The organism is Candidatus Streptomyces philanthi, from assembly GCF_059553635.1.
Genome location: NZ_JCANQV010000049.1, coordinates 1 through 26,941 on the forward strand (window position 1 = coordinate 1; position 26,941 = coordinate 26,941).

The 26,941-nt window shown below is 72.5% G+C and carries 29 protein-coding genes; 19 read left to right on the forward strand and 10 right to left on the reverse strand.

Going from position 1 to position 26,941, the window contains the following annotated elements:
* A partial coding sequence (locus AC51EU_RS08820; protein ID WP_496266152.1) for a DUF2252 family protein occupies nt 1–1,049 on the reverse strand: 1,049 nt, incomplete at its 3' end.
* A gap of 184 nt (nt 1,050–1,233) precedes the next feature.
* Here AC51EU_RS08820 and dnaE point away from each other — a divergent pair.
* On the forward strand, nt 1,234–4,791 hold the full coding sequence (gene dnaE, locus AC51EU_RS08825; RefSeq protein WP_496266153.1) for a DNA polymerase III subunit alpha: 3,558 nt from the start codon (nt 1,234–1,236) through the stop codon (nt 4,789–4,791).
* 83 nt (nt 4,792–4,874) lie between these two features.
* On the opposite strand, the gene AC51EU_RS08830 is transcribed toward dnaE, so the two are convergent.
* Nucleotides 4,875–5,045: a hypothetical protein gene (locus AC51EU_RS08830; protein WP_496266154.1), complete on the reverse strand. Its 171-nt coding sequence runs from the start codon at nt 5,043–5,045 to the stop codon at nt 4,875–4,877.
* A gap of 271 nt (nt 5,046–5,316) precedes the next feature.
* Here AC51EU_RS08830 and AC51EU_RS08835 point away from each other — a divergent pair, with 271 nt between their 5' ends.
* The 4 genes from AC51EU_RS08835 to AC51EU_RS08850 all read left to right on the forward strand — a co-directional run bounded on the left by AC51EU_RS08835 (nt 5,317) and on the right by AC51EU_RS08850 (nt 9,251).
* On the forward strand, nt 5,317–6,573 hold the full coding sequence (locus AC51EU_RS08835) for an NYN domain-containing protein (protein WP_496266155.1): 1,257 nt from the start codon (nt 5,317–5,319) through the stop codon (nt 6,571–6,573).
* An 84-nt stretch (nt 6,574–6,657) separates the two neighbouring features.
* Nucleotides 6,658–7,647 carry an ABC transporter ATP-binding protein gene (locus AC51EU_RS08840; protein WP_496266156.1) on the forward strand — a complete coding sequence of 330 codons (990 nt, stop codon included), beginning with the start codon at nt 6,658–6,660 and terminating at the stop codon, nt 7,645–7,647.
* 42 nt (nt 7,648–7,689) lie between these two features.
* Nucleotides 7,690–8,526 carry an ABC transporter permease gene (locus tag AC51EU_RS08845; protein ID WP_496266157.1) on the forward strand — a complete coding sequence of 279 codons (837 nt, stop codon included), beginning with the start codon at nt 7,690–7,692 and terminating at the stop codon, nt 8,524–8,526.
* A 68-nt stretch (nt 8,527–8,594) separates the two neighbouring features.
* A complete protein-coding gene (locus AC51EU_RS08850; RefSeq protein WP_496266158.1) occupies nt 8,595–9,251 on the forward strand; it encodes an ABC transporter permease in 657 nt (218 codons plus the stop codon).
* 29 nt (nt 9,252–9,280) lie between these two features.
* Here AC51EU_RS08850 and ybaK read toward each other — a convergent pair whose 3' ends face one another.
* The 3 genes from ybaK to AC51EU_RS08865 all read right to left on the reverse strand — a co-directional run bounded on the left by ybaK (nt 9,281) and on the right by AC51EU_RS08865 (nt 12,279).
* A complete protein-coding gene (ybaK, locus tag AC51EU_RS08855; protein ID WP_496266159.1) occupies nt 9,281–9,790 on the reverse strand; it encodes a Cys-tRNA(Pro) deacylase in 510 nt (169 codons plus the stop codon).
* Nucleotides 9,791–9,807: 17 nt separating this feature from the next.
* Complete coding sequence (locus AC51EU_RS08860) at nt 9,808–10,554, reverse strand: LON peptidase substrate-binding domain-containing protein (RefSeq protein WP_496266160.1); 747 nt, start codon at nt 10,552–10,554, stop codon at nt 9,808–9,810.
* A gap of 123 nt (nt 10,555–10,677) precedes the next feature.
* The gene (locus AC51EU_RS08865) at nt 10,678–12,279 is read right to left on the reverse strand and encodes an oxidoreductase (protein ID WP_496266161.1); all 1,602 of its coding nucleotides are present in this window, start codon (nt 12,277–12,279) and stop codon (nt 10,678–10,680) included.
* A 218-nt stretch (nt 12,280–12,497) separates the two neighbouring features.
* On the opposite strand from AC51EU_RS08865, the gene hisD reads away from it, so the two are divergent.
* From hisD to AC51EU_RS08920, 11 genes are read left to right on the forward strand one after another with little or no spacing between them, the layout of a single operon-like run.
* On the forward strand, nt 12,498–13,850 hold the full coding sequence (hisD, locus tag AC51EU_RS08870; protein ID WP_496266163.1) for a histidinol dehydrogenase: 1,353 nt from the start codon (nt 12,498–12,500) through the stop codon (nt 13,848–13,850).
* An 8-nt stretch (nt 13,851–13,858) separates the two neighbouring features.
* Complete coding sequence (locus tag AC51EU_RS08875) at nt 13,859–14,977, forward strand: histidinol-phosphate transaminase (protein ID WP_496266164.1); 1,119 nt, start codon at nt 13,859–13,861, stop codon at nt 14,975–14,977.
* Nucleotides 14,974–15,567 (forward strand): imidazoleglycerol-phosphate dehydratase HisB, encoded by a 594-nt coding sequence (gene hisB, locus AC51EU_RS08880; RefSeq protein ID WP_496266166.1) that lies wholly within the window; start codon nt 14,974–14,976, stop codon nt 15,565–15,567. The genes AC51EU_RS08875 and hisB overlap by 4 nt, the downstream gene beginning before the upstream one ends.
* A gap of 49 nt (nt 15,568–15,616) precedes the next feature.
* Nucleotides 15,617–15,781, forward strand: a complete 165-nt coding sequence (locus tag AC51EU_RS08885) for a CG2302 family histidine operon protein (protein WP_496266167.1) — start codon at nt 15,617–15,619, stop codon at nt 15,779–15,781.
* A complete protein-coding gene (gene hisH / locus AC51EU_RS08890; protein ID WP_496266168.1) occupies nt 15,781–16,425 on the forward strand; it encodes an imidazole glycerol phosphate synthase subunit HisH in 645 nt (214 codons plus the stop codon). Before AC51EU_RS08885 ends, hisH begins: the two co-directional genes overlap by 1 nt.
* On the forward strand, nt 16,426–17,154 hold the full coding sequence (priA, locus tag AC51EU_RS08895; protein ID WP_496266169.1) for a bifunctional 1-(5-phosphoribosyl)-5-((5-phosphoribosylamino)methylideneamino)imidazole-4-carboxamide isomerase/phosphoribosylanthranilate isomerase PriA: 729 nt from the start codon (nt 16,426–16,428) through the stop codon (nt 17,152–17,154).
* A gap of 43 nt (nt 17,155–17,197) precedes the next feature.
* The gene (locus AC51EU_RS08900; protein WP_496266170.1) at nt 17,198–17,605 is read left to right on the forward strand and encodes a RidA family protein; all 408 of its coding nucleotides are present in this window, start codon (nt 17,198–17,200) and stop codon (nt 17,603–17,605) included.
* Entirely contained in the window at nt 17,602–18,357 is a 756-nt protein-coding gene (gene hisF, locus AC51EU_RS08905) for an imidazole glycerol phosphate synthase subunit HisF (protein ID WP_496266171.1), read from the forward strand. The genes AC51EU_RS08900 and hisF overlap by 4 nt, the downstream gene beginning before the upstream one ends.
* A 57-nt stretch (nt 18,358–18,414) precedes the next feature.
* The gene (locus tag AC51EU_RS08910) at nt 18,415–18,684 is read left to right on the forward strand and encodes a hypothetical protein (protein WP_496266172.1); all 270 of its coding nucleotides are present in this window, start codon (nt 18,415–18,417) and stop codon (nt 18,682–18,684) included.
* On the forward strand, nt 18,677–18,955 hold the full coding sequence (locus AC51EU_RS08915) for an SH3-like domain-containing protein (protein ID WP_496266173.1): 279 nt from the start codon (nt 18,677–18,679) through the stop codon (nt 18,953–18,955). The genes AC51EU_RS08910 and AC51EU_RS08915 overlap by 8 nt, the downstream gene beginning before the upstream one ends.
* Nucleotides 18,952–19,542, forward strand: coding sequence for a nitrile hydratase subunit alpha (locus AC51EU_RS08920; protein WP_496266174.1), 591 nt, complete (start codon nt 18,952–18,954; stop codon nt 19,540–19,542). The genes AC51EU_RS08915 and AC51EU_RS08920 overlap by 4 nt, the downstream gene beginning before the upstream one ends.
* Before the next feature lies 1 nt (nt 19,543).
* Here the strand turns inward: AC51EU_RS08920 and AC51EU_RS08925 are convergent, their stop codons facing one another.
* The 3 genes from AC51EU_RS08925 to AC51EU_RS08935 are packed head-to-tail and all read right to left on the reverse strand — an operon-like array spanning nt 19,544 to nt 22,951.
* Nucleotides 19,544–20,287 carry a succinate dehydrogenase/fumarate reductase iron-sulfur subunit gene (locus AC51EU_RS08925; protein WP_496266176.1) on the reverse strand — a complete coding sequence of 248 codons (744 nt, stop codon included), beginning with the start codon at nt 20,285–20,287 and terminating at the stop codon, nt 19,544–19,546.
* Nucleotides 20,284–22,251 (reverse strand): fumarate reductase/succinate dehydrogenase flavoprotein subunit, encoded by a 1,968-nt coding sequence (locus AC51EU_RS08930; protein WP_496266177.1) that lies wholly within the window; start codon nt 22,249–22,251, stop codon nt 20,284–20,286. The genes AC51EU_RS08925 and AC51EU_RS08930 overlap by 4 nt, the downstream gene beginning before the upstream one ends.
* 1 nt (nt 22,252) lies before the next feature.
* Nucleotides 22,253–22,951: a succinate dehydrogenase cytochrome b subunit gene (locus AC51EU_RS08935; protein WP_496266178.1), complete on the reverse strand. Its 699-nt coding sequence runs from the start codon at nt 22,949–22,951 to the stop codon at nt 22,253–22,255.
* A gap of 80 nt (nt 22,952–23,031) precedes the next feature.
* On the opposite strand from AC51EU_RS08935, the gene AC51EU_RS08940 reads away from it, so the two are divergent.
* Nucleotides 23,032–23,919 carry a LysR substrate-binding domain-containing protein gene (locus AC51EU_RS08940; RefSeq protein ID WP_496266180.1) on the forward strand — a complete coding sequence of 296 codons (888 nt, stop codon included), beginning with the start codon at nt 23,032–23,034 and terminating at the stop codon, nt 23,917–23,919.
* 53 nt (nt 23,920–23,972) lie between these two features.
* On the opposite strand, the gene AC51EU_RS08945 is transcribed toward AC51EU_RS08940, so the two are convergent.
* Nucleotides 23,973–24,605, reverse strand: coding sequence for a TIGR03085 family metal-binding protein (locus AC51EU_RS08945; protein WP_496266181.1), 633 nt, complete (start codon nt 24,603–24,605; stop codon nt 23,973–23,975).
* Between the two features lie 101 nt (nt 24,606–24,706).
* Nucleotides 24,707–24,850, reverse strand: coding sequence for a hypothetical protein (locus tag AC51EU_RS08950; protein ID WP_496266182.1), 144 nt, complete (start codon nt 24,848–24,850; stop codon nt 24,707–24,709).
* A gap of 32 nt (nt 24,851–24,882) precedes the next feature.
* Between AC51EU_RS08950 and hisI the strand changes: the two genes are divergently transcribed.
* Both hisI and AC51EU_RS08960 read left to right on the forward strand, forming a co-directional pair.
* On the forward strand, nt 24,883–25,287 hold the full coding sequence (hisI, locus tag AC51EU_RS08955) for a phosphoribosyl-AMP cyclohydrolase (RefSeq protein WP_496266183.1): 405 nt from the start codon (nt 24,883–24,885) through the stop codon (nt 25,285–25,287).
* A gap of 42 nt (nt 25,288–25,329) precedes the next feature.
* A complete protein-coding gene (locus AC51EU_RS08960) occupies nt 25,330–26,853 on the forward strand; it encodes an anthranilate synthase component I (protein WP_496266184.1) in 1,524 nt (507 codons plus the stop codon).
* The last annotated feature ends 88 nt before the right edge of the window (nt 26,854–26,941 follow it).

Below are 26,941 nucleotides of genomic sequence, written 5' to 3' on the forward strand. Positions count from 1 at the left end.
AGCCGGGCCGTGTACGGCGCGACCTCGGCGACCACCTGGCCGGCGCCGTCCAGCTCCGTCCAGCCCAGCCAGGGGTCGGGGTGCGTCTGGAGCGCCCGCCGGGCGAGCACCGTGCGGTGGCCCTCGTGCCGGAAGCAGCCGCGCACCGCGGTGTCGGTGACATGGCGCGAGACCTCCGGGGTCCGTGCCCGCCGCATGGAGACCACCACATCGTTCTCCAGCGCGTCGCCGTGGCCCTCCAGGAGGATGTCGTAGGACGGGGGGACGTCGGCGCCGGTGCCGCGCCGTCCCACCACGTCCTTGACGCGGTAGGAGTCCGGGCGGGCCAGGCTCGCCTCCGGCAGCGTCTCCAGATAGCCGTCGAAGGCGTCGAGCACCTTGTAGCGCATCGCGGCGTCCAGCTCCACACAGCCCGCGCCCGCCGTGAAGCGCCGCTCGTGGTCGCGGATCCCGGTCACCGCGCCCAGCAGTCCGGAGCGGGTGCGCGCCCTGGCGTCGCGCAGCGCGGCCAGCAGCGGCCCCTCGGCGGTGTCCAGGGTGAACGGCGGCACCTGTGTGCCGCGGGTGTCCGCCGCCAGGGCGCGGAGGTGCTCGCGGTAGGCGGTGGCCCAGCCGCGCACCAGGTCGGTGATCCGCCCGTCGCCGAAGCCCCTGGCGTGGCCGAGCAGCGCCACCGAGGCGGCGAACCGCATGAGGTCCCAGGTGAACGGGCCGACGTACGCCTCGTCGAACCCTGCGGCACCGAAGACCAGCCGTCCGGTGGCGTCCATGGACGCGCCGAAGCTGCCGGTGTGCAGATCGCCGTGGATCCACACCCGGCCGGTCCGCTCGTCCAGGTAGGGCGTCTCGCCGGACGCGGCGAGGTCGCGGTGGGACAGGCAGGCCGTGCCGCGGTGGAAGGCGGTGGGCGAAGCGGCCAGCGCGCGCAGCAGGGCCCGGTGGGCCGCGGGGTCGGCGGAGCGCAGTTCGCCGTGGGCGGTGCGGAGGGCGGCGAGGATCTCCTCGCCGCGTCGCGCGGTGTCCCGCTCCGGGACGTGCTGGGACGGCATCGCTGGGCCTCCTGGCCGGTGGGACGATCTTCCGTTCGGCACAACGCGCGAAGGGGTGCCCAAGTGCCCCGCCGCGGGGCGGTGCGGGGCCCGCGGTCGCCCCGCCTGACGGTGCCGGGTCGTAGACTTCGGGATCGTCCCCACCCGTCCCCTCTCCCCGACCCTTCCCCGGAGGAACAGCGCCGTGGCAGCCTCGTCCAGGCCCCCCTTCACCCACCTGCACGTCCACACGCAGTACTCGTTGCTGGACGGTGCGGCGCGGCTGAAGGACATGTTCACCGCGTGCAAGGACATGGGGATGACGCACATCGCCATGACCGACCACGGCAACCTCCACGGGGCGTACGACTTCTTCCACCAGGCGAAGAAGGCGGAGGTCACGCCGATCATCGGGATCGAGGCGTATGTGGCGCCGGAGTCGCGGCGCAACAAGCGCAAGATCCAGTGGGGACAGCCGCACCAGAAGCGCGACGACGTCTCCGGTTCGGGTGGTTACACCCACAAGACGATCTGGGCGGCGAACAGCACGGGCCTGCACAACCTCTTCCGGCTGTCGTCGGACGCGTACGCCGAGGGCTGGCTCCAGAAGTGGCCCCGGATGGACAAGGAGACGCTGTCCCAGTGGTCGGAGGGCCTGATCGCGTCGACGGGCTGCCCCTCGGGCGAGCTCCAGACGCGGCTGCGGCTGGGGCAGTACGACGAGGCGCTGCGGTCGGCGGCGGAGTACCAGGAGATCTTCGGCAAGGACCGGTACTTCCTGGAGCTGATGGACCACGGCATCGAGATCGAGCGCCGGGTGCGCGACGGGCTGCTGGAGATCGGCAAGAAGCTGGGCATCCCCCCGCTGGTCACCAACGACTCGCACTACACCTACGCGCACGAGTCGACGGCGCACGACGCGCTGCTGTGCATTCAGACGGGCAAGAACCTGTCCGATCCCGACCGTTTCCGTTTCGACGGGACGGGTTACTACCTGAAGACGACGGACGAGATGTACGCCATCGACTCGTCCGACGCCTGGCAGGAGGGGTGCGCGAACACCCTGCTGGTGGCCGAGCAGATCGACACCACGGGGATGTTCGAGAAGCGCGACCTGATGCCGAAGTTCGACATCCCGGAGGGCTTCACCGAGGTCACCTGGTTCCAGGAGGAGGTGCGGCGCGGCATGGCCCGCCGCTACCCGGGCGGTGTCCCCGACGACCGCCAGAAGCAGGCCGACTACGAGATGGACGTCATCATCCAGATGGGGTTCCCCGGCTACTTCCTCGTCGTCGCCGACTTCATCATGTGGGCGAAGAACAACGGCATCGCGGTGGGCCCGGGCCGTGGCTCCGCGGCCGGTTCGATCGTGGCGTACGCGATGGGCATCACCGACCTCGACCCGATCGAGCACGGTCTGATCTTCGAGCGGTTCCTCAACCCCGAGCGTGTCTCGATGCCGGATGTCGACATCGACTTCGACGAGCGCAGGCGCGTCGAGGTGATCCGTTATGTGACGGAGAAGTACGGGGCCGACAAGGTCGCCATGATCGGCACCTACGGCAAGATCAAGGCCAAGAACGCGATCAAGGACTCCGCGCGGGTGCTGGGCTACCCGTACGCGATGGGCGACCGGATCACCAAGGCCATGCCCGCCGACGTCCTCGGCAAGGGCATCGACCTCGACGGCATCACCAACCCGGAGCACCCGCGCTACTCGGAGGCGGGCGAGGTCCGGTCGATGTACGAGAACGAACCGGACGTGAAGAAGGTCATCGACACCGCGAAGGGTGTGGAGGGCCTGGTCCGGCAGATGGGTGTGCACGCGGCCGGCGTGATCATGTCCAGCGAGACGATCACCGACCACGCCCCGGTCTGGGTCCGGCACACCGACGGTGTGACCATCACGCAGTGGGACTACCCGCAGTGCGAGTCGCTGGGCCTGCTGAAGATGGACTTCCTGGGCCTGCGCAACCTCACGATCATGGACGACGCCGTCAAGATGGTGAAGGCCAACAAGGGCGTCGAACTGGAACTGCTGTCCGTCCCGCTGGACGACCCCAAGACGTACGAGATGCTCTGCCGCGGTGACACCCTCGGCGTCTTCCAGTTCGACGGCGGCCCCATGCGCTCGCTGCTGCGGCTGATGAAGCCCGACAACTTCGAGGACATTTCCGCCGTCTCCGCGCTGTACCGCCCCGGCCCGATGGGCATGGACTCGCACACCAACTACGCGCTGCGCAAGAACGGCCTCCAGGAGATCACCCCGATCCACCCGGAGCTGGAGGAACCGCTCAAGGAGGTCCTGGGCCTGACCTACGGCCTCATCGTCTACCAGGAGCAGGTGCAGAAGGCCGCCCAGATCATCGCCGGGTACTCCCTCGGCGAGGCCGACATCCTCCGCCGCGTCATGGGCAAGAAGAAGCCCGAGGAACTGGCGAAGAACTTCACCATCTTCCAGGCCGGCGCCAAGAAGAACGGCTACTCCGACGAGGCGATCCAGGCGCTGTGGGACGTGCTGGTCCCCTTCGCCGGCTACGCGTTCAACAAGGCGCACTCCTCCGCGTACGGCCTGGTCACGTACTGGACCGCCTACCTCAAGGCGAACTACCCGGCGGAGTACATGTCGGCCCTGCTCACCTCGGTGCGCGACGACAAGGACAAGTCGGCCGTCTATCTGAACGAGTGCCGCCGGATGGGCATCAAGGTGCTCCCGCCGAACGTCAATGAGTCGCTGGCGAACTTCGCCGCGCAGGGTGACGACGTGATCCTTTTCGGTCTGACGGCGGTCCGTAACGTCGGTCAGAACGTCGTCGATTCGATCATCAAGTGCCGCAAGGCGAAGGGGAAGTATGCCTCCTTCCCCGACTACCTCGACAAGGTCGACGCGGTGGTCTGCAACAAGCGCACCACCGAATCGCTGATCAAGGCGGGCGCCTTCGACGAGATGGGGCACACGCGCAAGGGCCTGACCGCGCACTACGAGTCGATGATCGACAACGTGGTGCAGGTCAAGCGCAAGGAGGCCGAGGGCCAGTTCGACCTCTTCGGCGGCATGGGGGACGCCGGCGACGGCGGCTCCGACGGGCCCGGGTTCGGTCTCGACATCGAGTTCTCCGACGTCGAGTGGGACAAGACGTATCTGCTCGCCCAGGAGCGGGAGATGCTGGGCCTGTACGTCTCCGACCATCCGCTGTTCGGTCTGGAGCACGTCCTGAGCGACAAGGCGGACGCGGCCATCTCCCAGCTGACCGGAGGCGACTACTCGGACGGTTCGATCGTCACCATCGGCGGCATCATCTCCGGCCTCCAGCGGAAGATGACCAAGCAGGGCAACGCCTGGGCCATCGCCACCGTCGAGGACCTGGCGGGCTCCCTCGACTGCATGTTCTTCCCGGCCACCTACCAGCTGGTCTCCACCCAGCTCGTCGAGGACGCCGTGGTGTTCGTCAAGGGCCGCCTCGACAAGCGCGAGGACATCCCGCGCCTGGTCGCCATGGAGATGATGGTCCCCGACCTCTCCGAGGCGGGCGCCAACGCCCCCGTCACGATCACCATTCCGGCGCTGAAGGTCACCCCGCCGCTGGTGGAGAAGCTCGGCGAGGTGCTGACCAGCCACCGCGGCTCCACCGAGGTGCGGATCAAGCTCCAGGGGACGCGCCGGACGACGGTGCTGCGCCTGGACCGGCACCGCGTCACGCCGGACCCGTCCCTCTTCGGCGATCTGAAGGTGCTGCTCGGCCCGTCCTGTCTGGCGGGCTGAGCCACCGGGCCCGGTAGGCGCACGGAGGTGCGCGAGGGGCGCGCCCGCCGCGGGCGCGCCCCTCGACTGCGATGGGGCACCGATCAGTTGTGGCCGAAACGGCGCTGGTGCTTACGGGCCACGTCCGCCGGACTGCCCTGGGGCCGCTGCTCCTGCGAGATCGACTCGATGGTCGACTTCTCGGACGCCTCGCGCCCGCGCTCGGGGCGGCCGCTCTTCTGCTTGCCGCGGTCGCGGTTCTTGTTCTTGGCCATGATCGTGCCTCCTGAGGGGATCCCGGGATCCGGGCCGGGACCAGACTGACACGCCAAGCAAAGCGCTGCATTTCGGACAATTACCCTGGGTGAGGGGAGGGGTGGACAGGTGTGCTCACGCACCGCGCCGAATCCGCCACGCCGAAGATCGAGTTCGGGCAGATAACCCCCGCGCGGTCGGGCAGACTCGAAGCACAGCGGAAGAGGACTCGGGCCACGGGCCGAGGCGGGGGGCGACCGGACTTCAGCACCTCAGGGAAGAGGGTGGAACGTGGATCGCTGCGTCGTCCTGGTGGACGCCGGGTACTTGCTCGGTGCCGCCGCGAGCCTGCTCGCCCAAGAGCCCGCCCGGTCCCGGATCACCGTGGACCACGCCGCCCTTATCCAGGCGTTGCGCCGGCGCGCCGAGGCCGACACCGAACGCCCCCTGCTGCGCATCTACTGGTTCGACGGCGCCCCCGACCGCGTCCCGCAGCCCGAACACCGCCGGCTGCGGGTGATGCCCCGGGTCACCGTACGGCTCGGCGCCCTCACCCGCAGCGACGGCCGCTGGGCCCAGAAGGGCGTGGACGCCGCCATGCACGCCGAACTGACCGAGCTGGCCCGCAACCGCGCCTGCTCCGACATCGTGCTGGTCACCGGCGACGGCGATCTGCTGCCCGGACTGATGTCCGCCAAGGAGCACGGCGTCGCCGTCCACCTCTGGGCCGTCCAGGCCGCCGACGGCGACTACAACCAGTCCGAGGACCTGGTCGCCGAGGCCGACGAACGGCGGGTGCTGGACCGCGCCTGGATCACCCGCGCCATCCGCGCCAAGGAACTGGGCGGACCCTGCGCCCCGCCGTCCCCCCGCCCGGAGATCGCCGCGATCCTCTCCGCGCCGCTGCCCGAGTCCGCGGCCGCCGCTGCCGCCTCCGGCACCTCGGACCAGCCCCGCCAGGCCCCGGCGGCCAACGGCTCCGCCCGCTCCGCCACCGCCCGCGAGACCCCCGCCACCACCGGCTCCGGCGACGGCAAGGGCGTCCCCACCCCCAAGGACCTCGCCGGCCTCGGCCGCAACCACGCCAACGGCCCCGCCTCCGGGAGCACGCAGACACCGGTCCCCACCGCCACCCTGCGCTGGTCGTCCGACAAGGGCTGGATCGAGCGCGGCGGACCCCTCGGCGAGCCCCCCGAGACCGCCTCGCTGCCCACCCTCGCGCAGCTGACCAGCGCGGAACAGCGATGGGCCGACCGCGAGGAGGACATCACCGCGGTCAGCGGCGACCCCTTCGAGGTCGGCCAGGTCTTCGCCCGCCGCTGGACCGAGCGGCTCTCCGAGAAGACCCATCTGCACCAGCTCTCCTCGGAGTACCCCCGCATCCCGCACCGCATCGACGGCGAACTGCTGCGCTACGCCGCCCGGTTCGGCCTGCTGGCGCACAAGGACGACCAGATCGACGAGCACGACCGCTACGCGATCCGGGCCGGCTTCTGGCGCGAGGTCGACCTGCGCAGCGCCGCGGAGCACACCCCGGACGGCGGCTGACCCGCCCCGCCCCGGCCGCCCCGCGGGCCGCGCCCCGGCGGCGGACGCGTACCCTCATAGCTCGTGAGAACGGGCGCGAGACACGTGGGGCGCCCCACGGCGGTGTGCGCCGTGCGGGACCTGGTCAAGACGTACCCCGCGACGCGAGGGCGCCGCGGGGCGGTAAGGACACCCGCCGTCCGCGCCAACGACGGCATCGGCCTCGACGTGCGGCGCGGCGAGATCTTCGGACTGCTCGGCCCCAACGGCGCCGGCAAGTCCACCCTGGTGCGCCAGCTGACCGGACTGCTGCGCCCGGACTCCGGCAGCGTCCGCGTCCTCGGCCACGACCTGGTGCGCCACCCCGAGCGCGCCGCCCGGCTGCTGGGCTACCTGGGCCAGGAGTCCACCGCCCTCGACGAACTGACCGTCGCCCTCGCCGTGGAGACCACCGGCCGGCTGCGCGGCCTCGACGCCGCGCGGGCCCGCGCCGAGCGCGACGCGATCATCGCCGAACTGGGCCTGGACGACATCGCCGGGCGCGCCCTGAAGAAGCTCTCCGGCGGGCAGCGCCGGCTGGCCTGCTTCGCCGCCGTACTGATCGGCGAGCGCCCGCTGCTGGTACTGGACGAGCCGACCACCGGCATGGACCCCGTCGCCCGCCGCGCCGTCTGGGCGGCCGTCGACCGCCGCCGGGCGGAGCGCGGTACGACCGTCCTGCTGGTGACGCACAATGTGCTGGAGGCCGAGACCGTGCTGGACCGGGTCGCGGTGATCGACCGGGGCCGGGTCATCGCCTGCGACACCCCCGGCGGGCTCAAGGAGCGGGTGAGCGACGAGGTGCGCCTGGAGCTGGTGTGGCGCGACCGCCCGCCGCTCGACGTCCCCGAGGTCGCCGCGCTCGGCGCCGGCGCCGATGTCGCGGGACGCCGCTGGACGCTGCGCCTGCCGCCCGAGGAGGCCCGCGTCGCGGTCGCCGCCGTCACCGGGGGGCGCGCCTTCGCGGCCCTGGACGACTTCACCCTGGCCACCCCGAGCCTGGAGGACGTCTACCTGGCGCTCGGCGGACGCGCGAAGGGGCTGGTCAAGGCATGAACCACGGCCGTGGCGCCGTAACGGGAAAGGCTGGGTGAACGTGTGAGTGTGGTTCCCGCGCAGGCGGTGACCGGGGCGGCGAAGGCCGTGGCGCCCCGGAGCGGCGAGGAGGAGGACGGCCCGGCCGCCCCCCTCGCCCCGGCCGCCCGGCTGCTGCCCGCGCTCGGCGCCGTCTACCGCGCCCAGCTCTCCCGGGCCCGGGTCGCCCGGATCCCGCTGCTGTTCGTCGCCACCTTCCAGTCCATCGGGATCATGGTCCTGATGCGCGGGGTGGTCGGCGATGCCGAGGCCGCCCGCTCGGTGGTCTCCGGCTCCACCGTGCTGGTCGTCGCGTTCGTGGCGCTCAACCTGCTGGCCCAGTACTTCGGGCAGCTCCGCGCCGGCGGCGGCCTCGACCACTACGCGACGCTGCCGGTGCCGCCCGCCGCCGTGGTGCTCGGCGCGGCCGCCGCCTACGCCTCGTTCACCGTGCCCGGGACGGTGGTCACCGCGGTCACCGGCTGTGTGCTCTTCCAGCTCCCGATGGCCAACCTGTGGGTGCTCGCCGCCGTCCTCCCGCTGGCCGGCGCGGCCCTCGCCGGCCTCGGCGCCGCCCTCGGCCTGCTCGCCCCGCGCCCCGAACTCGCCACCCTCTGCGGCCAGTTGGGCATGTCGGCGGCGCTGCTGCTCGGGGTGCTTCCGGCCTCCCGGATGCCCGGGCCGATCGGCCTCGCCCGCGATCTGCTGCCCTCGACGTACGGGGTGGAGGCGCTGGCCCGCAGCTTCGACGCCCGCCCCGACTGGCTCGCGGTCGGCACCGACCTCGGGGTCTGCGCCGCCGTCGGCCTGCTCTCCCTGGCCCTGGCGACCTGGGCCTACCGCCGCGCGGCGGTCCGGTGACCGGCGGCGGCCACCCGCACGGGCGTCCTGCCGCCGAAGGGGACCCGGCGACCTGGCACGATGACGGGGTGACGCCACGCGACAACCCGCCACCCCAAGAGCCGCACAACCCGTGGGCCGCCCCCGGCCCACTCCACCCGCCGTCCGGGCACGACCCCCGCGCCCTCGCCCGGGAACTGCGCGAGGCCGCCCTGACCGCCCTGGTGTCGGCGGTCTGCGGGGTGCTGCTCGGCCTGCTGTGGGTGTGGCTGGCACCGAAGGTCCCGCTGATCGCGGACACCCGGAACGTCTACCTCAAGGACACCGAGGGGGAGGAGGCGATCGGCGCGGACGGCACCTTCGTCCTGCTGTCCCTCGCCTTCGGCGTGCTCGCCGCCGTCGTGGTCTTCCTGCTGCGCCGCCGCGGCGGCGTCCCGCTGGTGATCGCCCTGACCGTCGGAGGACTGCTCGGCGCGATCGTCGGCTGGCAGACCGGCATGCTCGCGGGACCGACCGGGGACGTCGTCGCGCACGCCAAGCAGGTCGGCCCCCAGGTGGTCTTCGACGGACCGCTGCGGCTCCAGGCCCTGGGCGCGCTGCTGGCCTGGCCGATCGGGGCGATGGCCGCGCATCTGGTGCTGACCTGGCTGTTCGGCCCGCGCGACCCGGAACCGGAGACCCTGCTCGGCCAGCCCCTCCCGCAGCACGGACCGGGGGAGGAGCCGGACGGGACCCAGGCGCGGTAGGGGGGCGGGCGCGAGCGGCCCGCCCGCGCTCAGCCCCGGCCGACCGGCGCCACCACCGCCGAGGTCAGCGCGACCAGGTCACCGGGCGCCAGCTCCACCTCCAGGCCGCGCCGCCCCGCCGAGACGCACACCGTCGGCCACCGCCCGGCCGACGCGTCCACCACCGTCCGCAGCCGCTTGCGCTGTCCCAGCGGCGAGATCCCGCCCCGGACGTAGCCCGTGCTGCGCTCGGCCGCCGCGGGGTCCGCCATCGCGGCCCGCTTGCCGCCCACCGCCGCCGCCAGCGCCTTGAGGTCCAGCGACCCGGACACCGGCACCACCGCCACCGTCAGCGCGCCGTCGACCTCCGCCAGCAGCGTCTTGAACACCCGCTCCGGGGGGACACCGAGCGCCTCGGCGGCCTCCTCGCCGAAGGACGCGGCGGCCGGGTCGTGGTCGTAGGAACGCACCGTGAAGGGCACACCCGCCGCGGTGAGCGCCACCGTGGCCGGCGTACCGCCCGCCCCGTCCTGCCGGGTCCTCTTCGCCTTCTTGGACAACGCCCGTACGCCTCTTCTCAGTTGGGGCTGGTCGGTTTCCGGGTGAGCTCCACCGCCGGAAGCGACGGGAGCTTGCCGAGCAGCGCCGTCTCCCGGCGCAGCACCTCCAGCTCCCGCGCGAGCCGGGTCGCGGTGTCCGGCGCCTCCAGCAGCCGCTGCTTGGCCGGTACGTCCAGCACCGCGGCCGCCGCGACCAGGTACGACAGCACCGACGGCTCGCCCGGCAGGTCCTGGCCGCTCGACAGCGTCCGCTCGTTCGCCCACGCCAGCCGCTTCTGGTACGTACGGAAGGCCCGCGCCACCCCCGAGGCGAGCGCCCCGGCGCCCTCGCCCTCGTCCTCCTCCAGCTCCTCCACCTCACCGACGAGATACGGGCCGGAGGCGTCGACCGAGAGCAGCCGGAAACGGGTGGTGCCGGTGGCCAGGACCTCGTAGCCGGTGTCGGGGGCGTCGGACTTGGCGCGGATGGTCGCCGCGTCCGCGACGCACCCCACCGGGTGGAAGCACTCCAGCGGGTCGTCGCCGAAGCCCGCGGCGGCGCCCTTCTCCTCGGGCAGGGTCGCGTCCGGCATGCCCTGCGCGGTCGGCGCGACCTCCCGGCCGTCCCGGATGGCGACCACCGCGAACCGGCGGTCGTCCTCCGGCAGCGCGCTCAGCTCGCGCATCATCGCCCGGTACCGCGCCTCGAAGACGTTCAGCGGGAGCACAAGACCCGGGAACAGGACCGAGTTCAGCGGGAAGAGGGGCAGTCGCACGGAGGTCACAGCGGGTAAGCCTAGAGCCTGGCGCGCCGGGAACGGGCGGCGGGCGCTACGCGGAGCGCGAAAGCGGGGGACGCCGGGCCGCGGCCGCCCGGCCCGCGCCCCGGCCCGCCACCGCATGCCGGGTCACTGCCGTCTCAGCAGCCGCGACGCGCCCGCCGCGACCGTCGTCGCCAGTATCCAGCCCATGATGATCAGCACCGCCGCGACCCACTGCGCGGTGCCGCCCGGCTTCCACGCGCCGCGCTGGTTCAGGTCGATCACCGGAAGCAGCAGGTCCAGCGCGTACAGGTACGGGTTCCACGCCGGCGCCTCGTCCGCCTTCAGCGGCTCGGGCGGCCCCTGCCCGAAGTAGAGCGCGCCCAGCGCCCACAGCAGCACCATCCACAGCGCGGCCCGCCCCGGCCGGTAGCCGTACGCCACCGTCCAGTCCTGGAGGTAGCCCCACACCTTGCCCGCCACCGGCAGCGTCTCCCGGCGCCGCCGCTGCTTGGCCAGCAGCACTTCCCGGGCGTCCGCGTCCTCGCCGCTGGCGCGCAGCGCCGCGGCCAGCATCTCGTACGGCTCCGGCGCGTACTCGGGCGTCGCGGCCGCCACCCACGCCAGCCGCAGCGCCAGCGGGAACCGGCCGCGCGGGATCAGCGTCTCGTACGCGAAGCCCGCCATCCACAGCCCGCCGAGCCCCGGCCAGCTCGCCGCCTTGTCGACGAGGTTGACGACCCGGGCGCCGGAGAGGATGACCCGTCCGCGCTGCGGCCGCTCGCACAGGAACCGCAGTTCGGGCGTCTGGATACGGCGCAGCGACAGCTCCTGGTCCGTCTCCATGACGAACCGCGCCTGCTCCAGGTCGAGCGCGTCCCCGAACCGCCCGTCGTCCAGCCGCATCCCGCCCTCGCACTCGAAGCGCTGGGTGCGGGTGGCGCGCCCCGGGGTCTGCGCCACGCCGTACGGGGGAGTGGTGCCCGTGGAGAACGGGGAGTTCGCCAGGCCCGCCGCCGTCAGATGGAGGGTGCGCTCGACGGTCAGCTGCGGGGCGTTGAGCGCCCGCCGCCCGAACGGGTTGCTCAGATGGCTGCCGCGCAGACTGAGCGAGACCCCGACGGTGGCGCCGCGCAGCGACATCTCGCCGTACGACTCGACCATCTCGGCCTGGAGGTCCTGGCCGACCGTCATCCCGTCCGCCATCAGCGACCGGCCGGCCCGGTCCTTGTGCACCACGGCCTGGTTGAGCAGCAGGTCCGTGCCGATGTGCGCGTCCGTCAGCCGTATCCCGCCGTGCACCACACAGCGCGGGAGGTGGAGATCGCCCTCGGTCTGCACCCGGGCGGCCTCCACCCGGGGTATCGCGCAGTTCACCAGCCGCAGGGTGGTGAACCGCGCCTCCGGCAGCACCACCTCCGCCTCGAACCGGCAGTCCCGCAGCTCGACGAATGGCTTGATCTGGCCTCCCGCCAGGTCCAGCACGTCCGTGATGTACGCGCCGGTCACCTTCAGCGCCGAGACCCGGCCCGGCTGCGCGGGCGGCCCGTCCAGGAGCAGCAGGGCCACCACCCGCGCCCGTATCCGGCGCCCGGGGCCCCACAGATGCTGTCCGTGCGGATCGTCCCGGGCCGGATCGCCGTGGTGCAGATTGCAGGTACTGCCGTTCCGGAACGCTTGCCACATGCTCCACTCGGCCGACGACAACTGCAGGTCGGCGGGTGCGTCACCGTACCCGGGGTCGGTCACCGGAGGTCCCCCTTCCTCTTGCCCTGAGTGCCGCGGCGCGCCCGTGCTCCCCGCGGCGTACGCCTGTACGGAGGCCCATTCCCGCCGCGTGAACGCTTGAACACGCCCGGTGAGGACCAACTCCGGTCAACTTCGTCCGGCCCCGGCCTTGGTCCGAGCGGTGTATCACCCACTGATACGGGCGCCGGTCCGGGGAGCGGGTCTGAGACACTGGGAACGTGATCTCCCGAATCGATCTGCGCGGTGACGCCCTTCCCGAGGGCGGCGCCCTGCGCGACCTGCTGCCCCGTGCCGAGTTCGACGTGGAAGCCGCCCTGGAGACGGTGCGGCCGATCTGCGAGGACGTACGCCATCGGGGCACCGCCGCGCTGATCGACTGTGCGCGGCGGTTCGACAAGGTGGAGCTGACCCGGGTCAGGGTCCCCGCCGAGGCGCTCAAGGAAGCGCTGGCCGGACTGGACCCGGACGTCCGCGCCGCCCTGGAGGAGTCCGTCCGCCGCGCCCGCCTCGTCCACCGCGCGCAGCGCCGTACGGACGTCACCACGACCGTCGTCCCCGGCGGCACGGTCACCGAGCGCTGGGTCCCGGTCGAGCGGGTGGGCCTCTACGTCCCCGGCGGGCGTTCGGTCTACCCCTCCTCCGTCGTGATGAACGTCGTGCCCGCGCAGGAGGCGGGCGTCGGCTCCCTCGCCGTCGCCTCGCCGCCCCAGGCCGGCTTCGGCGGACTGCCGCACCCGACGATCCTGGCGACCTGCGCCCTCCTCGGCGTCGACGAGGTCTACGCCGCGGGCGGCGCCCAGGCCGTCGCGATGTTCGCGTACGGCACGGAAGAGTGCGCGCCCGTCAACCTCGTCACCGGCCCCGGCAACATCTATGTCGCCGCCGCCAAGCGCCTGCTCAAGGGCCGTATCGGCATCGACTCCGAGGCCGGCCCGACCGAGATCGCGATCCTCGCCGACGACACCGCCGACCCGGTGCACCTCGCCGCCGACCTGATCAGCCAGGCCGAGCACGACCCGATGGCCGCCGCCGTGCTGGTCACCGACTCGGTGGAGCTCGCCGACCGCGCCGAGAAGGAACTGGCCCCCCAGATCGCCGCGACCAAGCACGTCGACGACCGGATCGTCCCCGCGCTGACCGGCCGTCAGTCCGCGATCGTCCTGGTCAACGACGTCGACGACGGCCTCAAGGTCGTCGACGCGTACGGCGCGGAGCACCTGGAGATCCAGACCGCCGACGCCGCCGCCGTCGCCGCCCGCGTCCGCAACGCCGGAGCGGTCTTCGTCGGCCCGCACGCCCCGGTCTCCCTGGGCGACTACTGCGCCGGCTCCAACCACGTCCTGCCCACCGGCGGCTGCGCCTGCCACTCCTCGGGCCTGTCCGTGCAGTCCTTCCTGCGCGGCATCCATGTCGTGGACTACACCCGCGACGCGCTCGCCGAGGTCGCCCACCATGTGGTGACCCTCGCCGAGGCCGAGGACCTCCCGGCCCACGGCGCCGCGATCAAGGCCCGCTTCGCCGGGAGCGACCCGAAGGACTGGGCCGACTGGAAGGCCCCGCACAGCAAGTGAGCAGGCACGTGACCCGTATCGACGATCTCCCCGTCCGGGACGAACTGCGCGGCAAGTCGCCCTACGGCGCACCGCAGCTCGACGTCCCCGTCCGGCTGAACACCAACGAGAACCCCTACCCGCTCCCCGAACCGCTGGTCCGGCGGATCGCCGAGCGGGTGACCGAGGCCGCCCGCCGGCTCAACCGCTACCCCGACCGCGACGCCGTCGAGCTGCGCACCGAGCTGGCCCGCTACCTCACCCGCACCGGCGGCCACACCGTCACCACCGAGCAGGTCTGGGCCGCCAACGGCTCCAACGAGGTCCTCCAGCAGCTCCTCCAGACCTTCGGCGGCCCCGGCCGCACCGCCCTCGGCTTCGAACCGTCGTACTCCATGCACGCGCTGATCTCGCGCGGCACCGGCACCGGCTGGCTCGCCGGCCCCCGCCGCGACGACTTCACCATCGACACCGACGCCGCGGTCGCCGCGATCACCGCCCACCGCCCCGACGTCGTCTTCGTCTGCTCGCCCAACAACCCCACCGGCACCGCCGTCGACGCCGCCACCGTCCTCGCGCTGTACGACGCCGCGCAGGCCGCCCGCGCCGGCACGGCGGGCGCGCTCGTCGTCGTCGACGAGGCGTACGGCGAGTTCAGCCACCACCCCTCACTGCTCCCGCTGATCGAGGGCCGCCCCAACCTCGTCGTCTCGCGGACCATGTCCAAGGCGTTCGGCGCCGCCGGGCTCCGCCTGGGCTACCTCGCCGCCGACCCCGCCGTGGTCGACGCCGTCCAGCTCGTCCGGCTCCCGTACCACCTCTCGTCCGTCACCCAGGCCACCGCGCTCGCCGCCCTGGAGCACACCGACACGCTGCTGCGCTACGTCGGCCGGCTCAAGTCCGAACGTGACCGCCTGGTCACCGAACTGCGCGCGATCGGCTGCGAGGTGGTCGCCTCCGACGCCAACTTCGTCCAGTTCGGCCGCTTCGACGACGCCCACACCATGTGGCAGGCGCTCCTCGACCACGGCGTGCTGGTCCGCGACAACGGCGTACCGGGCTGGCTGCGGGTGACCGCCGGCACCCCGGAGGAGAACGACGCGTTCCTCGACGCGGTTCGTGCAGTACGGAAGGAGAACACGCGATGACCCGCGTCGGACGGGTGGAACGCACCACCAAGGAGACCACGGTCCTCGTCGAGATCGACCTCGACGGCACCGGGCAGGTCGATGTCGCCACCGGCGTCGGCTTCTACGACCACATGCTCGACCAGCTCGGCCGCCACGGCCTCTTCGACCTCAAGGTCAAGACCGACGGTGACCTGCACATCGACACCCACCACACCATCGAGGACACCGCCCTCGCCCTCGGCGCCGCCTTCCGGCAGGCCCTCGGCGACAAGGTCGGCATCCGCCGCTTCGGCACCTGCGCCGTCCCCCTCGACGAATCGCTCGCCCAGGTGACCGTCGACCTCTCCGGCCGCCCCTACCTGGTGCACACCGAGCCGGAGCGCATCGCGCCGATGATCGGCAGCTACGACACCACGATGACCCGCCACATCCTGGAGTCCTTCGTCGCCCAGGCGCAGATCGCGCTGCACGTCCACGTCCCGTACGGGCGCAACGCCCACCACATCGTGGAGTGCCAGTTCAAGGCCCTGGCACGGGCCCTGCGCCAGGCCGCCGAACCCGACCCGCGGGCCGCCGGCACCATCCCGTCCACGAAGGGCGCCCTGTGACCCCCGCGCCCCGGACCCCCCGCCCGCCCGCCACGAACCGGAGCACGCAGTGAACGGCCTCTCGACCGCCTTCATCCTGGTCGGCCTCTTCCTCCTCGGCGGGGTCTACTCCTTCTGGAAGCAGAAGCTGCCCAAGAGCCTGATCACCCTGCTCGCCATCGGCTCGGCGATGTGCCTGGCCGCCGGCGTGCTGCGGCTGGAGGTGTGGAACTGATGACCGCGCCCGCCAAGAAGGTCGTCGTCCTCGACTACGGCTTCGGCAACGTCCGCTCCGCCGAACGCGCCCTCGCGCACGTCGGCGCCGACGTGGAGATCACCCGCGACTACGACCGGGCGATGAACGCCGACGGGCTGCTCGTCCCCGGCGTCGGCGCGTTCGCCGCGTGCATGCGCGGGCTCAAGGAGGCCCGCGGCGACTGGATCATCGGCCGGCGGCTGTCCGGCGGCCGCCCCGTCATGGGCATCTGCGTCGGCATGCAGGTCCTCTTCGGCCGCGGCGTCGAGCACGGCGTGGAGACCGAGGGCCTCGACGAGTGGCCCGGCACGGTCGGCCCCCTCAAGGCCGATGTCGTCCCGCACATGGGCTGGAACACCGTCGACGCCGCCGAGGGCTCCCGCCTCTTCGCCGGCCTCGACGCCGCCACCCGCTACTACTTCGTGCACTCCTACGCCGTGCACGAGTGGGAGCTGGAGGTCACCACCAGCACCATGGCCGCGCCCAAGGTCACCTGGTCCACCCACGGCGAACGCTTCGTGGCCGCCGTCGAGAACGGCCCGCTGTGGGCCACCCAGTTCCACCCCGAGAAGTCCGGCGACGCCGGTGCCCAGCTCCTCACCAACTGGATCGAGACCCTGTAGATGCCCGCGCACACGCTCGAACTCCTGCCCGCCGTCGACGTCCGCGACGGCCAGGCGGTCCGCCTCGTCCACGGCGAGTCCGGCTCCGAGACCTCCTACGGCGATCCGCTGGCCGCCGCCCTCGCCTGGCAGCGCGCGGGCGCCGAATGGCTCCACCTCGTCGACCTCGACGCCGCCTTCGGCACCGGCGACAACCGCGAGCAGATCGCCGAGGTCGCCCGCTCCATGGACATCAAGGTCGAACTGTCCGGCGGCATCCGCGACGACGCCTCCCTCGCCGCCGCCCTCGCCACCGGCTGCCGCCGCGTCAACCTCGGCACCGCGGCCCTGGAGTCCCCCGAATGGGTCGCCAAGGCCATCGCCGAGCACGGCGACCGGATCGCGGTCGGCCTCGACGTCCGCGGGACGACGCTGCGCGGCCGCGGCTGGACCCGCGACGGCGGCGACCTCTACGAGACGCTGGCCCGCCTCGACTCCGAGGGCTGCGCCCGCTACGTCGTCACCGACATCAACAAGGACGGCACCCTCCAGGGCCCCAACCTGGAACTCCTGCGGAACGTCTGCGCCGCCACCGACCGGCCCGTCGTCGCCTCCGGCGGCGTCTCCTCGCTGGACGACCTGCGCGCCCTGGCGTCGCTGGTTCCGGAGGGCGTCGAGGGCGCCATCGTCGGCAAGGCGCTCTACGCGAAGGCATTCACCCTGGAAGAGGCGCTGGCGGCGGTGTCGTAACGACGGACCGCGGCGCCGTCCCGACGGAGCGAAAGGCAGCGTGATGAGCATCGAACGGGTACCGGCGGGCAGCCCCTGGGAGAAGACCATCGGCTTCGCCCGCGCCGTGGCGGCCGGCGACCGCGTCCTGGTCGCCGGCACCCTGCCGCTGTCCGACGGCGTCCTCCAGGGCGAGGGCGACCCCTACGAGCAGACCAGGGTCGCCTTCGGCAACGCCCTGGCGGCCCTCGCGCCGTTCGGCCTGGACGCCACGGCCGTACTGCGCACCCGGATGTACCTCACGCACCTGCGGGACGTCGACGCCGTCGCACGCGCCCACAAGGAACTGTTCGGCGCGCACCCACCGGCCTCGACCCTGGTCGTGGTCTCCGGCTTCGTCGACTCCCGGGTGCTGGTCGAAGTGGAACTAGAAGCCTTCCGAGAGCTTTCAGAAAGGTCCGAGGAGACATGACCCTCGCGGTCCGAGTCATCCCCTGCCTGGACGTGGACAACGGCCGGGTCGTCAAGGGCGTGAACTTCCAGAACCTGCGCGACGCGGGCGACCCCGTCGAGATGGCCAAGATCTACGGCGAGGAGGGCGCCGACGAGCTGACCTTCCTCGACATCACCGCCTCCTCCGGCGACCGCGAGACCACCTACGACGTGGTCCGCCGCACCGCCGAGCAGGTCTTCATCCCCCTCACCGTCGGCGGCGGCGTCCGCACCGCCGAGGACGTCGACAAGCTGCTGCGGGCCGGCGCCGACAAGGTCGGTGTCAACACCGCGGCCATCGCCCGCCCGGACCTGATCCGCGAGATCGCCGAACGCTTCGGCAGCCAGGTCCTGGTCCTCTCCGTCGACGCCCGCCGCACCGCGAGCGGCTCCTTCGAGGTCACCACCCACGGCGGCCGCCGCTCCGCCGGCATCGACGCCGTCGAATGGGCGCACCGCGCCGCCGAGACGGGCGCCGGCGAGATCCTGCTCAACTCCATGGACGCGGACGGCACCAAGGACGGCTACGACATCGAGATGATCGAGGCGGTGCGCAAGCACGTCGGCATCCCCGTCATCGCCTCCGGCGGCGCCGGCCGCCTCGGGCACTTCGCCCCCGCCGTGGCCGCGGGCGCCGACGCGGTGCTCGCCGCGTCCGTCTTCCACTTCGGTGACCTGCGCATCGGCGAGGTCAAGCAGGCCCTGAAGGAGGCCGGCCACCCGGTGCGCTGACCACGGCGCGCCGCACGCCCCGCTGCGCCCGGCCCGGTCCTCCCGTAGGCTCCGCCCATGAGCCGTGTCAACGACGTCGGGGGCCAGACCGGGTTCGGGGCGCTGGAGATCGCGCCGGACGAGCCGCCGTTCCACGCGGACTGGGAGGCGCGGGTGTTCGCGCTGAACGCCGCGCTGGTGCGCGGTGGTGTCTACCGGCTCGACGAGCTGCGGGACGCCATCGAGCGGATGGACCCGCGCGCGTACCTGGCGGCGTCGTACTACGAGCGCTGGCTGACCGCCATCGAGACCCTGCTCGCGGAGCGGAAGGCGCTGCTCGGTGCCTGAGTTCCGGGCGGGGGAGCGGGTCCGGGTGCGCGCCGTCGACCCCGCCGGGCACAGCCGGGTACCGCGCTACGTGCGCGGGGTGACGGGCCGGGTCGTCGAGGAGCAGGGCCGCTGGGCGCTGGCCGAACAGGCAGCGGCGGGCGTCGCCCGGCCGCGCGCCGAGACCGTCTACACCGTCGTCTTCGCCGCCCGCGACCTGTGGGGCGCGGGCGGGCACGAGGTCACGGTCGATCTGTGGGAATCGTCCTTGGAACGGAGCGCGGAGCTATGAGCGGTGACCACGTCGGTACGCCGGTGGCGGCCCGGGTCCGGCGGCTGGAGGAACGGCTGATCGCGGCCGGCCTGGTCGACCAGGACCAGTTGGACGCGATCCTCGCCTCGATGCTCAGGGACGCCACGCCGCTCAACGGCGCCCGCATCGCGGCCCGCGCCTGGACCGACGAGGGATTCCGGGAGCGGCTGCTCGCCGACGCGGGCGCCGCCCTGCCCGAGATCGGGCTGTCGATGAAGGGCGGCATCCAGGAGCAGCGCCTCAAGGTCGTCGCCAACACCGAGGACACCCACAACGTCCTCGTGTGCACCCTGTGTTCCTGCTATCCCATCGGTCTGCTGGGGCCGTCCCCGTCCTGGTACAAGAGCGAGGCGTACCGCTCCCGGGTGGTGCGCGAACCCCGCGCCGTCCTCGCCGAGTTCGGGCTGCGCCTGCCGGAGGACACCCTGATCAGGGTGTGGGACTCCAGCGCCGAGAGCCGCTACATGGTGCTGCCGCGGCGGCCCGGTGGCACCGACGGGATGGACGAGCGGGAGCTGGCCGCGCTCGTCACCCGCGAGGGGCTCATCGGGACCGCCGCGGTGTGAGTCAGCGCCGCTTGCGGGCCGCGCGGACGAACTCGCGGTTCATCGCGGTGATGCTGAACAGGGGGATGCCCTTGGGGCAGGCGGTCGCGCACTCGCCGGTCAGGGTGCAGCCGCCGAAGCCCTCCTTGTCCATCGCCGCGACCATCCCCAGCACCCGTGACTCCCGCTCCGGGGCGCCCTGCGGCAGTACGTTGAGGTGGTTGACCTTGGCCGAGGTGAACAGCATCGCCGAGCCGTTCGGGCAGGCCGCCACGCAGGCGCCGCAGCCGATGCACTCGGCGTGCTCGAACGCCGTGTCGGCGGCCGGCTTGGGCACCGGCGTGGCGTGCGCCTCCGGGGCGGAGCCGGTCGGCGCGGTGACGTAGCCGCCCGCCCCGATGATCCGGTCGAACGCCGAACGGTCGACGACCAGGTCCTTCACCACCGGGAAGGCCGACGCCCGCCACGGCTCCACATCGATGGTGTCGCCGTCCCGGAAGGACCGCATGTGCAGCTGGCAGGTGGTGGTGCGCTCCGGGCCGTGCGCCGCACCGTTGATCACCAGGCTGCACGCGCCGCAGATCCCCTCCCGGCAGTCGTGGTCGAACGCGACCGGCTCCTCCCCCTTGAGGATCAGCTCCTCGTTGAGGGTGTCGAGCATCTCCAGGAAGGACATGTCCGGCGAGATGTCGTCGACCTCGTAGGTGGTCATGGCGCCGGGGGCCTCGGTGTTCCGCTGGCGCCAGACGCGCAGGGTGAGCCTCATGCGTAGCTCCGCTGGGTGGGGTGGACGTACTCGAAGACCAGGTCTTCCTTGTGCAGGACGGGGGAGCGGGGCTCCGTGGCCGACGGGCCCTCGGGCCCCCGGAACTCCCAGGCGGCGACGTAGGAGAACTCCTCGTCACGCCGCGCGGCCTCGCCGTCCGGTGTCTGCGACTCCTCCCGGAAGTGCCCGCCGCAGGACTCCGCGCGGTGCAGGGCGTCCAGGCACATCAGCTCGGCGAGTTCCAGGTAGTCGACGATCCGGTTGGCCTTCTCCAGCGACTGGTTGAACTCCTCGCCGGTGCCGGGGACCTTGATGCGCCGCCAGAATTCCGCGCGGATCTCCGGAATGCGGTCCAGCGCCTTGCGCAGGCCCTCCTCCGTGCGGGACATTCCGCAGAACTCCCACATCAGTTCGCCGATCTCGCGGTGGAAGGAATCCGGCGTCCGGTCGCCGTTGACCGCGAGCAGCGCCGTGAGCCGTTCCCGGGTCTCGCGCAGGGCGGCGGCCGCCGCCGGGTGGTCCGCGGATATCTCGTCGTGGTGCGGGTGCCGCGCGAGATAGTCGTTGATGGTCGACGGCAGGACGAAATAGCCGTCGGCCAGTCCCTGCATCAGCGCCGAGGCGCCCAGCCGGTTCGCGCCGTGGTCGGAGAAATTGGCCTCGCCGATCGCGAAAAGGCCCGGGACGGTGGTCTGGAGGTCGTAGTCGACCCAGAGCCCGCCCATCGTGTAGTGCACGGCGGGATAGATGCGCATCGGCACCTCGTACGGGTTCTCCGCGGTGATCCGCTCGTACATGTCGAAGAGATTGCCGTACTTCTCCTCGACCTTCTCGCGGCCCATCCGCGCGAGGGCGTCGGCGAAATCCAGGTAGACGCCCTGGCCGCCGGGGCCCACCCCGCGTCCCTCGTCGCAGACGTTCTTCGCCGCCCGCGAGGCGATGTCCCGGGGAACGAGGTTGCCGAACGACGGGTAGATACGCTCCAGGTAGTAGTCCCGTTCCGCCTCGGGAATGTCCCCGGGCGCCCGTCGGTCGCCCTTCTTCTTCGGCACCCAGATCCGTCCGTCGTTGCGCAGCGACTCGCTCATCAGCGTCAGCTTCGACTGGTGGTCGCCGGTCCGCGGAATGCACGTCGGATGGATCTGGGTGAAGCACGGATTGGCGAAATAGGCGCCGCGCCGGTGCGCCCGCCACACCGCCGTCGCATTGGAGTTCATGGCGTTCGTCGACAGATAGAAGACATTGCCGTACCCGCCGGTCGCCAGCACCACCGCGTCGGCGGCATACGTACGGATCTCGCCGCTGACCAGATCCCGGGCGACGATGCCGCGGGCCCGCCCGTCGACCACGACGAGGTCGAGCATCTCCGTCCGCGGGTGCATCTCCACATTGCCCGCCGCGATCTGCCGCGACAGTGCCTGGTAGGCCCCGAGCAGCAGCTGCTGCCCCGTCTGCCCCCGCGCGTAGAACGTCCGGGACACCTGCACCCCGCCGAACGACCGGGTGTCGAGCAGCCCGCCGTACTCCCGGGCGAAGGGCACGCCCTGGGCCACGCACTGGTCGATGATCTCCACCGACACCTGCGCCAGGCGGTGCACATTGGATTCCCGGGCGCGGAAATCGCCGCCCTTGACGGTGTCGTAGAACAGCCGGTGCACGGAATCCCCGTCGTTCCGGTAGTTCTTCGCCGCGTTGATGCCGCCCTGCGCCGCGATGGAATGCGCCCGGCGCGGCGAGTCCTGGTAGCAGAACTGCACCACGTGATAACCCTGCTCGGCCAGTGTCGCCCCGGCCGCGCCGCCCGCGAGTCCGGTGCCCACGACGATGACGGTGTGCTTGCGGCGGTTCGCGGGATTCACCAGCTTGGCCTGGAAACGCCGGGTGTCCCACCGTTCGGCGATCGGCCCGTCGGGCGCCTTCCCGTCGGCGAGCGGCGCGCCGGTCCCGTAATCGCTGTAGGTCATGTCAACTCACCCATCCGGTCAGCACGGCGATCGGCAGCGAGAGGAATCCCGCCGTCAGTGCCAGTGCGAGGAGATTGGCGACCGTCTTCAGGACGCGGTCGCGGGCCGGACTTCCGGCGCCGAGGGTCTGGGCGGCGCTCCAGAATCCGTGCCGGATGTGCAGTCCCAGCGCGAGCACCGCCAGCATGTAGAAGGCCGCGACGTACCAGCGGTCGAAACTCGCGACGAGATTCTCGTACGGGTGCCCGGCCTCGGCCCGCGGATTCACCGTCAGCGTCGTGAGATCGAGGATGTGCCAGACGAGGAACAGCGCCAGGATGATGCCGCCCCAGCGCATCGTCCGGGTGGCATAACTCGCCCGGCGTTTCCTGTGCGCGTATCCCCGGGGGCGGGCCGCGATGTCGCGACGGCTCAATTGGTAGGCCGCGACGCCGTGGACCACCACCGCGGCGAGCAGCACCACCCGGGCGATCCACAGGAACCATTCGTGGTGCAGGACCGGCGCGCCGAGGGTGCGCAGCCACTGCCCGTACGCGTTGAATTCGGCGGCGCCGAAGAAGACCTTGAGATTGCCCAGCAGATGCGCGACCACGAAGAGCAGCAGCACGGCGCCGCTGACGGCCATCGCCACCTTCTTGCCGATGGTCGACCGCCACAGCAGGGCCGCGAAGGAGGGCCGCGTCCGGATGTCCAGTGCCATGGGTCCCGACGTTAGGGACCACCGGCCCCATCAGTCCAAGACAGGAAACAGCTCATCTCCATAGGAATAGCCTATGAAGCATGCAGCTCCAGCAGCTCCGCTACTTCACCGCCGTCGCCGACACCCGCCACTTCACCCGCGCCGCCGAACGCGAGCACGTCGCCCAGCCCTCCCTCTCCCAGCAGATCCGCTCCCTGGAGAAGGAACTCGGCGCCGACCTCTTCCACCGCGCCCGCGGCCACATCACCCTCACCGACGCGGGGGAGACCCTGCTGCCCCTGGCCCGCCGCATCCTCGCCGACGCCGACACCGCCCGCCGCGAGGTCCAGGAGGTGGCCCTGCTCCGCCGCGGCCGGCTGCGCCTGGGCGCCCCGCCCAGCCTCTGCGCCAGCCTCGTCCCCGACGTCCTGCGCACCTTCCACCGCGCCTACCCGGGCGTCGAACTCCTCGTCACCGAGGACGGCTCCCAGGACCTGGTCCGCGCCCTCGCCGACGGCGCCCTCGACCTCGCGCTGATCATCACCCCGCTGCCCGTCCAGGCCCCCGCGCTGGCCACCGCCGAGCTGCTGCGCGAGGAGCTGGTCGTGGTCTCCGCACCCGACCGTCCCGCGCCCGTACGGCGCTCCCGCATCCGGGTCGAGGACCTTCGCGGCCGCCCGCTCGCGATGTTCCGCCGCGGCTACGACCTGCGGGAATTCACCATCGCCGCCTGCCGCGCCGCCGGTTTCGAGCCGGTGTTCACCGTGGAGGGCGGCGAGATGGACGCCGTCCTCGGCTTCGTCCGCGCCGGTCTCGGCGCCGCCGTCGTCCCCAGCATGGTCGCCGAACGCTCCGGACTGCGTGTCACCCGCTTCGACGACCCCGCCATGCACCGCGTCGTCTCCGTGGCGCACCGCGGCGACGTCTCGCCCCCGCGCGCCGCCCGCGAGCTCCAGCGCATCCTGCTGGCCCATGTGCGCGACGGCTGAAACGAGTGTGCCGCCGGCGCGCCCCCGCGAGGGGCACCGGCGGCACGGGGGAGCTACAGGCCCAGACCGGCCGTCATCACCTTGGCCACGGACTCCTCGTCGCCCTCCGGCGTCACCTTGGCCACGCCCTGCCGCCCGAAGGCGAACAGCGTCAGCTCACCCGGCTCGCCCACCACGGTGACCACCGGGGCCCCGCGGCGCGCCACCACCGTCCGCCCGTCCGGCCGCCGCAGCACCAGCCCGACCGGCGACCGCCGCGCCAGCACCCGCGCCATCCGCTCCAGCCGCGCCCACAGCGCGTCCGCGAACACCGGGTCCAGCTCGCGCGGCGCCCAGTCCTCCTGCGCCCGCCGCACGTCCTCGGCGTGCACGAAGAACTCCACCGTGTTGGACGCCTCGTCGATCTGCTTCAGCGAGAACGGGGACATCCGGGGCGGCCCGGTCCTGATGAGCTGGATCAGCTCCTCGTACGGCTTGGCGGCGAACTCCGCCTGCACCCTCTCCAGCCGCGCGGCCAGCGGCTTGAGCACGAGACCGCCGGCCGCGTCGGCCCGCCGCTCCCGCACCACCACATGCGCGGCCAGATCCCGCGCCGTCCAGTTCTCGCAGAGCGTGGGCGCCGTGGGCCCCACACCTTCCAACAGATCGGCGAGCAGCAGCCGTTCGCGCTTCGCATGGGTCGACATGTGATCAGCGTACGACCCCACCGCCGCCGATGACGTCCCACACGCCGCACGGGCCCCGCCGCACCCGTCCCGGACGAAAGGAACCGGCCGCGCGCACCGGCTCAGCCCCGCGCCAGCCCGCACACCACCCCTGCCATCACCACGGCCGCCCCGCACACCACCAGCAGCACGATCACCGCGGCCCTCACCACCCGCTCCGGATCGTGCTCCGGGGGCGGCCCTGACGAAGAGGGTTCTGCGGCCATACCCGCAGGATGCCGCACGGCACAATGAACCCATGACCACCCGCACCCCCTCCGGCCCCGCGGCCCCCGGCACCACCGCCCTCGACCCCGCGATCGCCGCCCGCCTCAAGCGCACCCCCGACGGCCTCGTGCCCGCCGTCGCCCAGCAGTACGACACCGGCGAGGTGCTGATGCTCGGCTGGATGGACGACGAGGCCCTGCACCGCACCCTCACCACCGGCCGCTGCACCTACTGGTCCCGCAGCCGCCACGAGTACTGGGTCAAGGGCGGCACCTCCGGCCACGCCCAGCACGTCAGGTCCGTGGCCCTCGACTGCGACGGCGACACCGTCCTCGTCAAGGTCGACCAGGTCGGCGCGGCCTGCCACACCGGCGCCCGCACCTGCTTCGACGCCGACGTCCTGACCCCCGGGCCCGCCCCGTCGGCGAGCGCCTGACGCCGCCACGGGACGGGCCGACGCCCAGTAGGCTCCGCTGCCATGACCACGGGAACCACCGGCACCGCCGCTCCGGACCTCGACACCTTCCGCACGCTCGCCAAGGACCGGCGGGTCGTCCCCGTCACCCGCCGCCTGCTCGCGGACGGCGACACCCCGGTGGGGCTCTACCGCAAACTGGCCGCCGAACGCCCCGGCACCTTCCTCCTGGAATCCGCCGAGAACGGCCGGACCTGGTCGCGGTACTCGTTCATCGGCGTCCGCAGCGCCGCCACCCTCACCGTCCGCGACGGCGCCGCGCACTGGCTGGGCTCCCCGCCGGTCGGCGTGCCCACCGGCGGCGACCCGCTCGCCGCCCTGCGCGCCACCGTCGAGGCCCTGCACACCCCCCGCGACCTCGTCGAGGACGAGGGACTGCCGCCCTTCACCGGCGGCATGGTCGGCTACCTCGGCTACGACATCGTCCGCCACCTGGAGCGGATCACCGAGCGCACCACCGACGACCTGCGCCTGCCCGAGCTGACCATGCTGCTCACCTCCGACCTCGCGGTCCTCGACCACTGGAGCGGCACGGTCTGGCTCATCGCCAACGCGATCAACCACAACGACCTCGACACCGGCGTCGACGAGGCGTACGCCGACGCCGTCGCCCGCCTCGACGCCATGGCCGACGACCTCGCCCGCCCCGCCCCGGCGAGCGCCGCCGCGCTCCCGCCGTCCGCCCTGCCGCCGTTCACCGCGCGCTGGGGCGGCCCCTCGTACGAGGCGGCGGTCGAGGACGTCAAGGAGCGCATCCGGGCGGGCGAGGCGTTCCAGGTGGTGCCCTCGCAGCGGTTCGAGACGCCGTGCACGGCGAGCGCCCTGGACGTCTACCGCGTACTGCGGGCCACCAACCCCAGCCCGTACATGTACCTGTTCCGCTTCGAGGACGGCGTCGACGTCGTCGGCTCCAGCCCCGAGGCACTGGTCAAGGTCGAGAACCGGCGGGCGATGCTGCACCCCATCGCCGGGACCCGCCCGCGCGGCGCCACCGTCCAGGAGGACCAGGCGCTCGCCGACGAACTGATGGCCGACCCGAAGGAGCGCGCCGAGCACCTGATGCTGGTCGACCTCGGCCGCAACGACCTGGGACGGGTCTGCGAACCGGGCAGCGTCGAGGTCGCCGACTTCATGTCGGTGGAGCGCTACAGCCACGTCATGCACATCGTCTCCACGGTCACCGGCAAGGTCGCCGAGGGCAGCACCGCCTTCGACGTCCTCACCGCCTGCTTCCCCGCCGGCACCCTCTCCGGCGCCCCCAAGCCCCGCGCCCTCCAGATCATCGAGGACCTGGAACCGACCCGGCGCGGCCTGTACGGCGGCTGCGTCGGCTACCTCGACTTCGCGGGCGACGCCGACACCGCCATCGCGATCCGCACCGCGCTGCTGCGGGACGGCACCGCCTACGTCCAGGCGGGCGCCGGCGTCGTCGCCGACTCCGACCCGTCCGCCGAGGACACCGAGTGCCGCAACAAGGCGGCCGCGGTCCTGCGCGCGGTGCACACGGCCAACCGGCTGGGGAAGTAGGCGCGGCCCCGGCCCTGCCCCGGGCCCCGGGCCCCGCGGCCGGTGCGCGATAGTGGTACGCGTGAGTGCCGCACCCCAGACCCCGCCC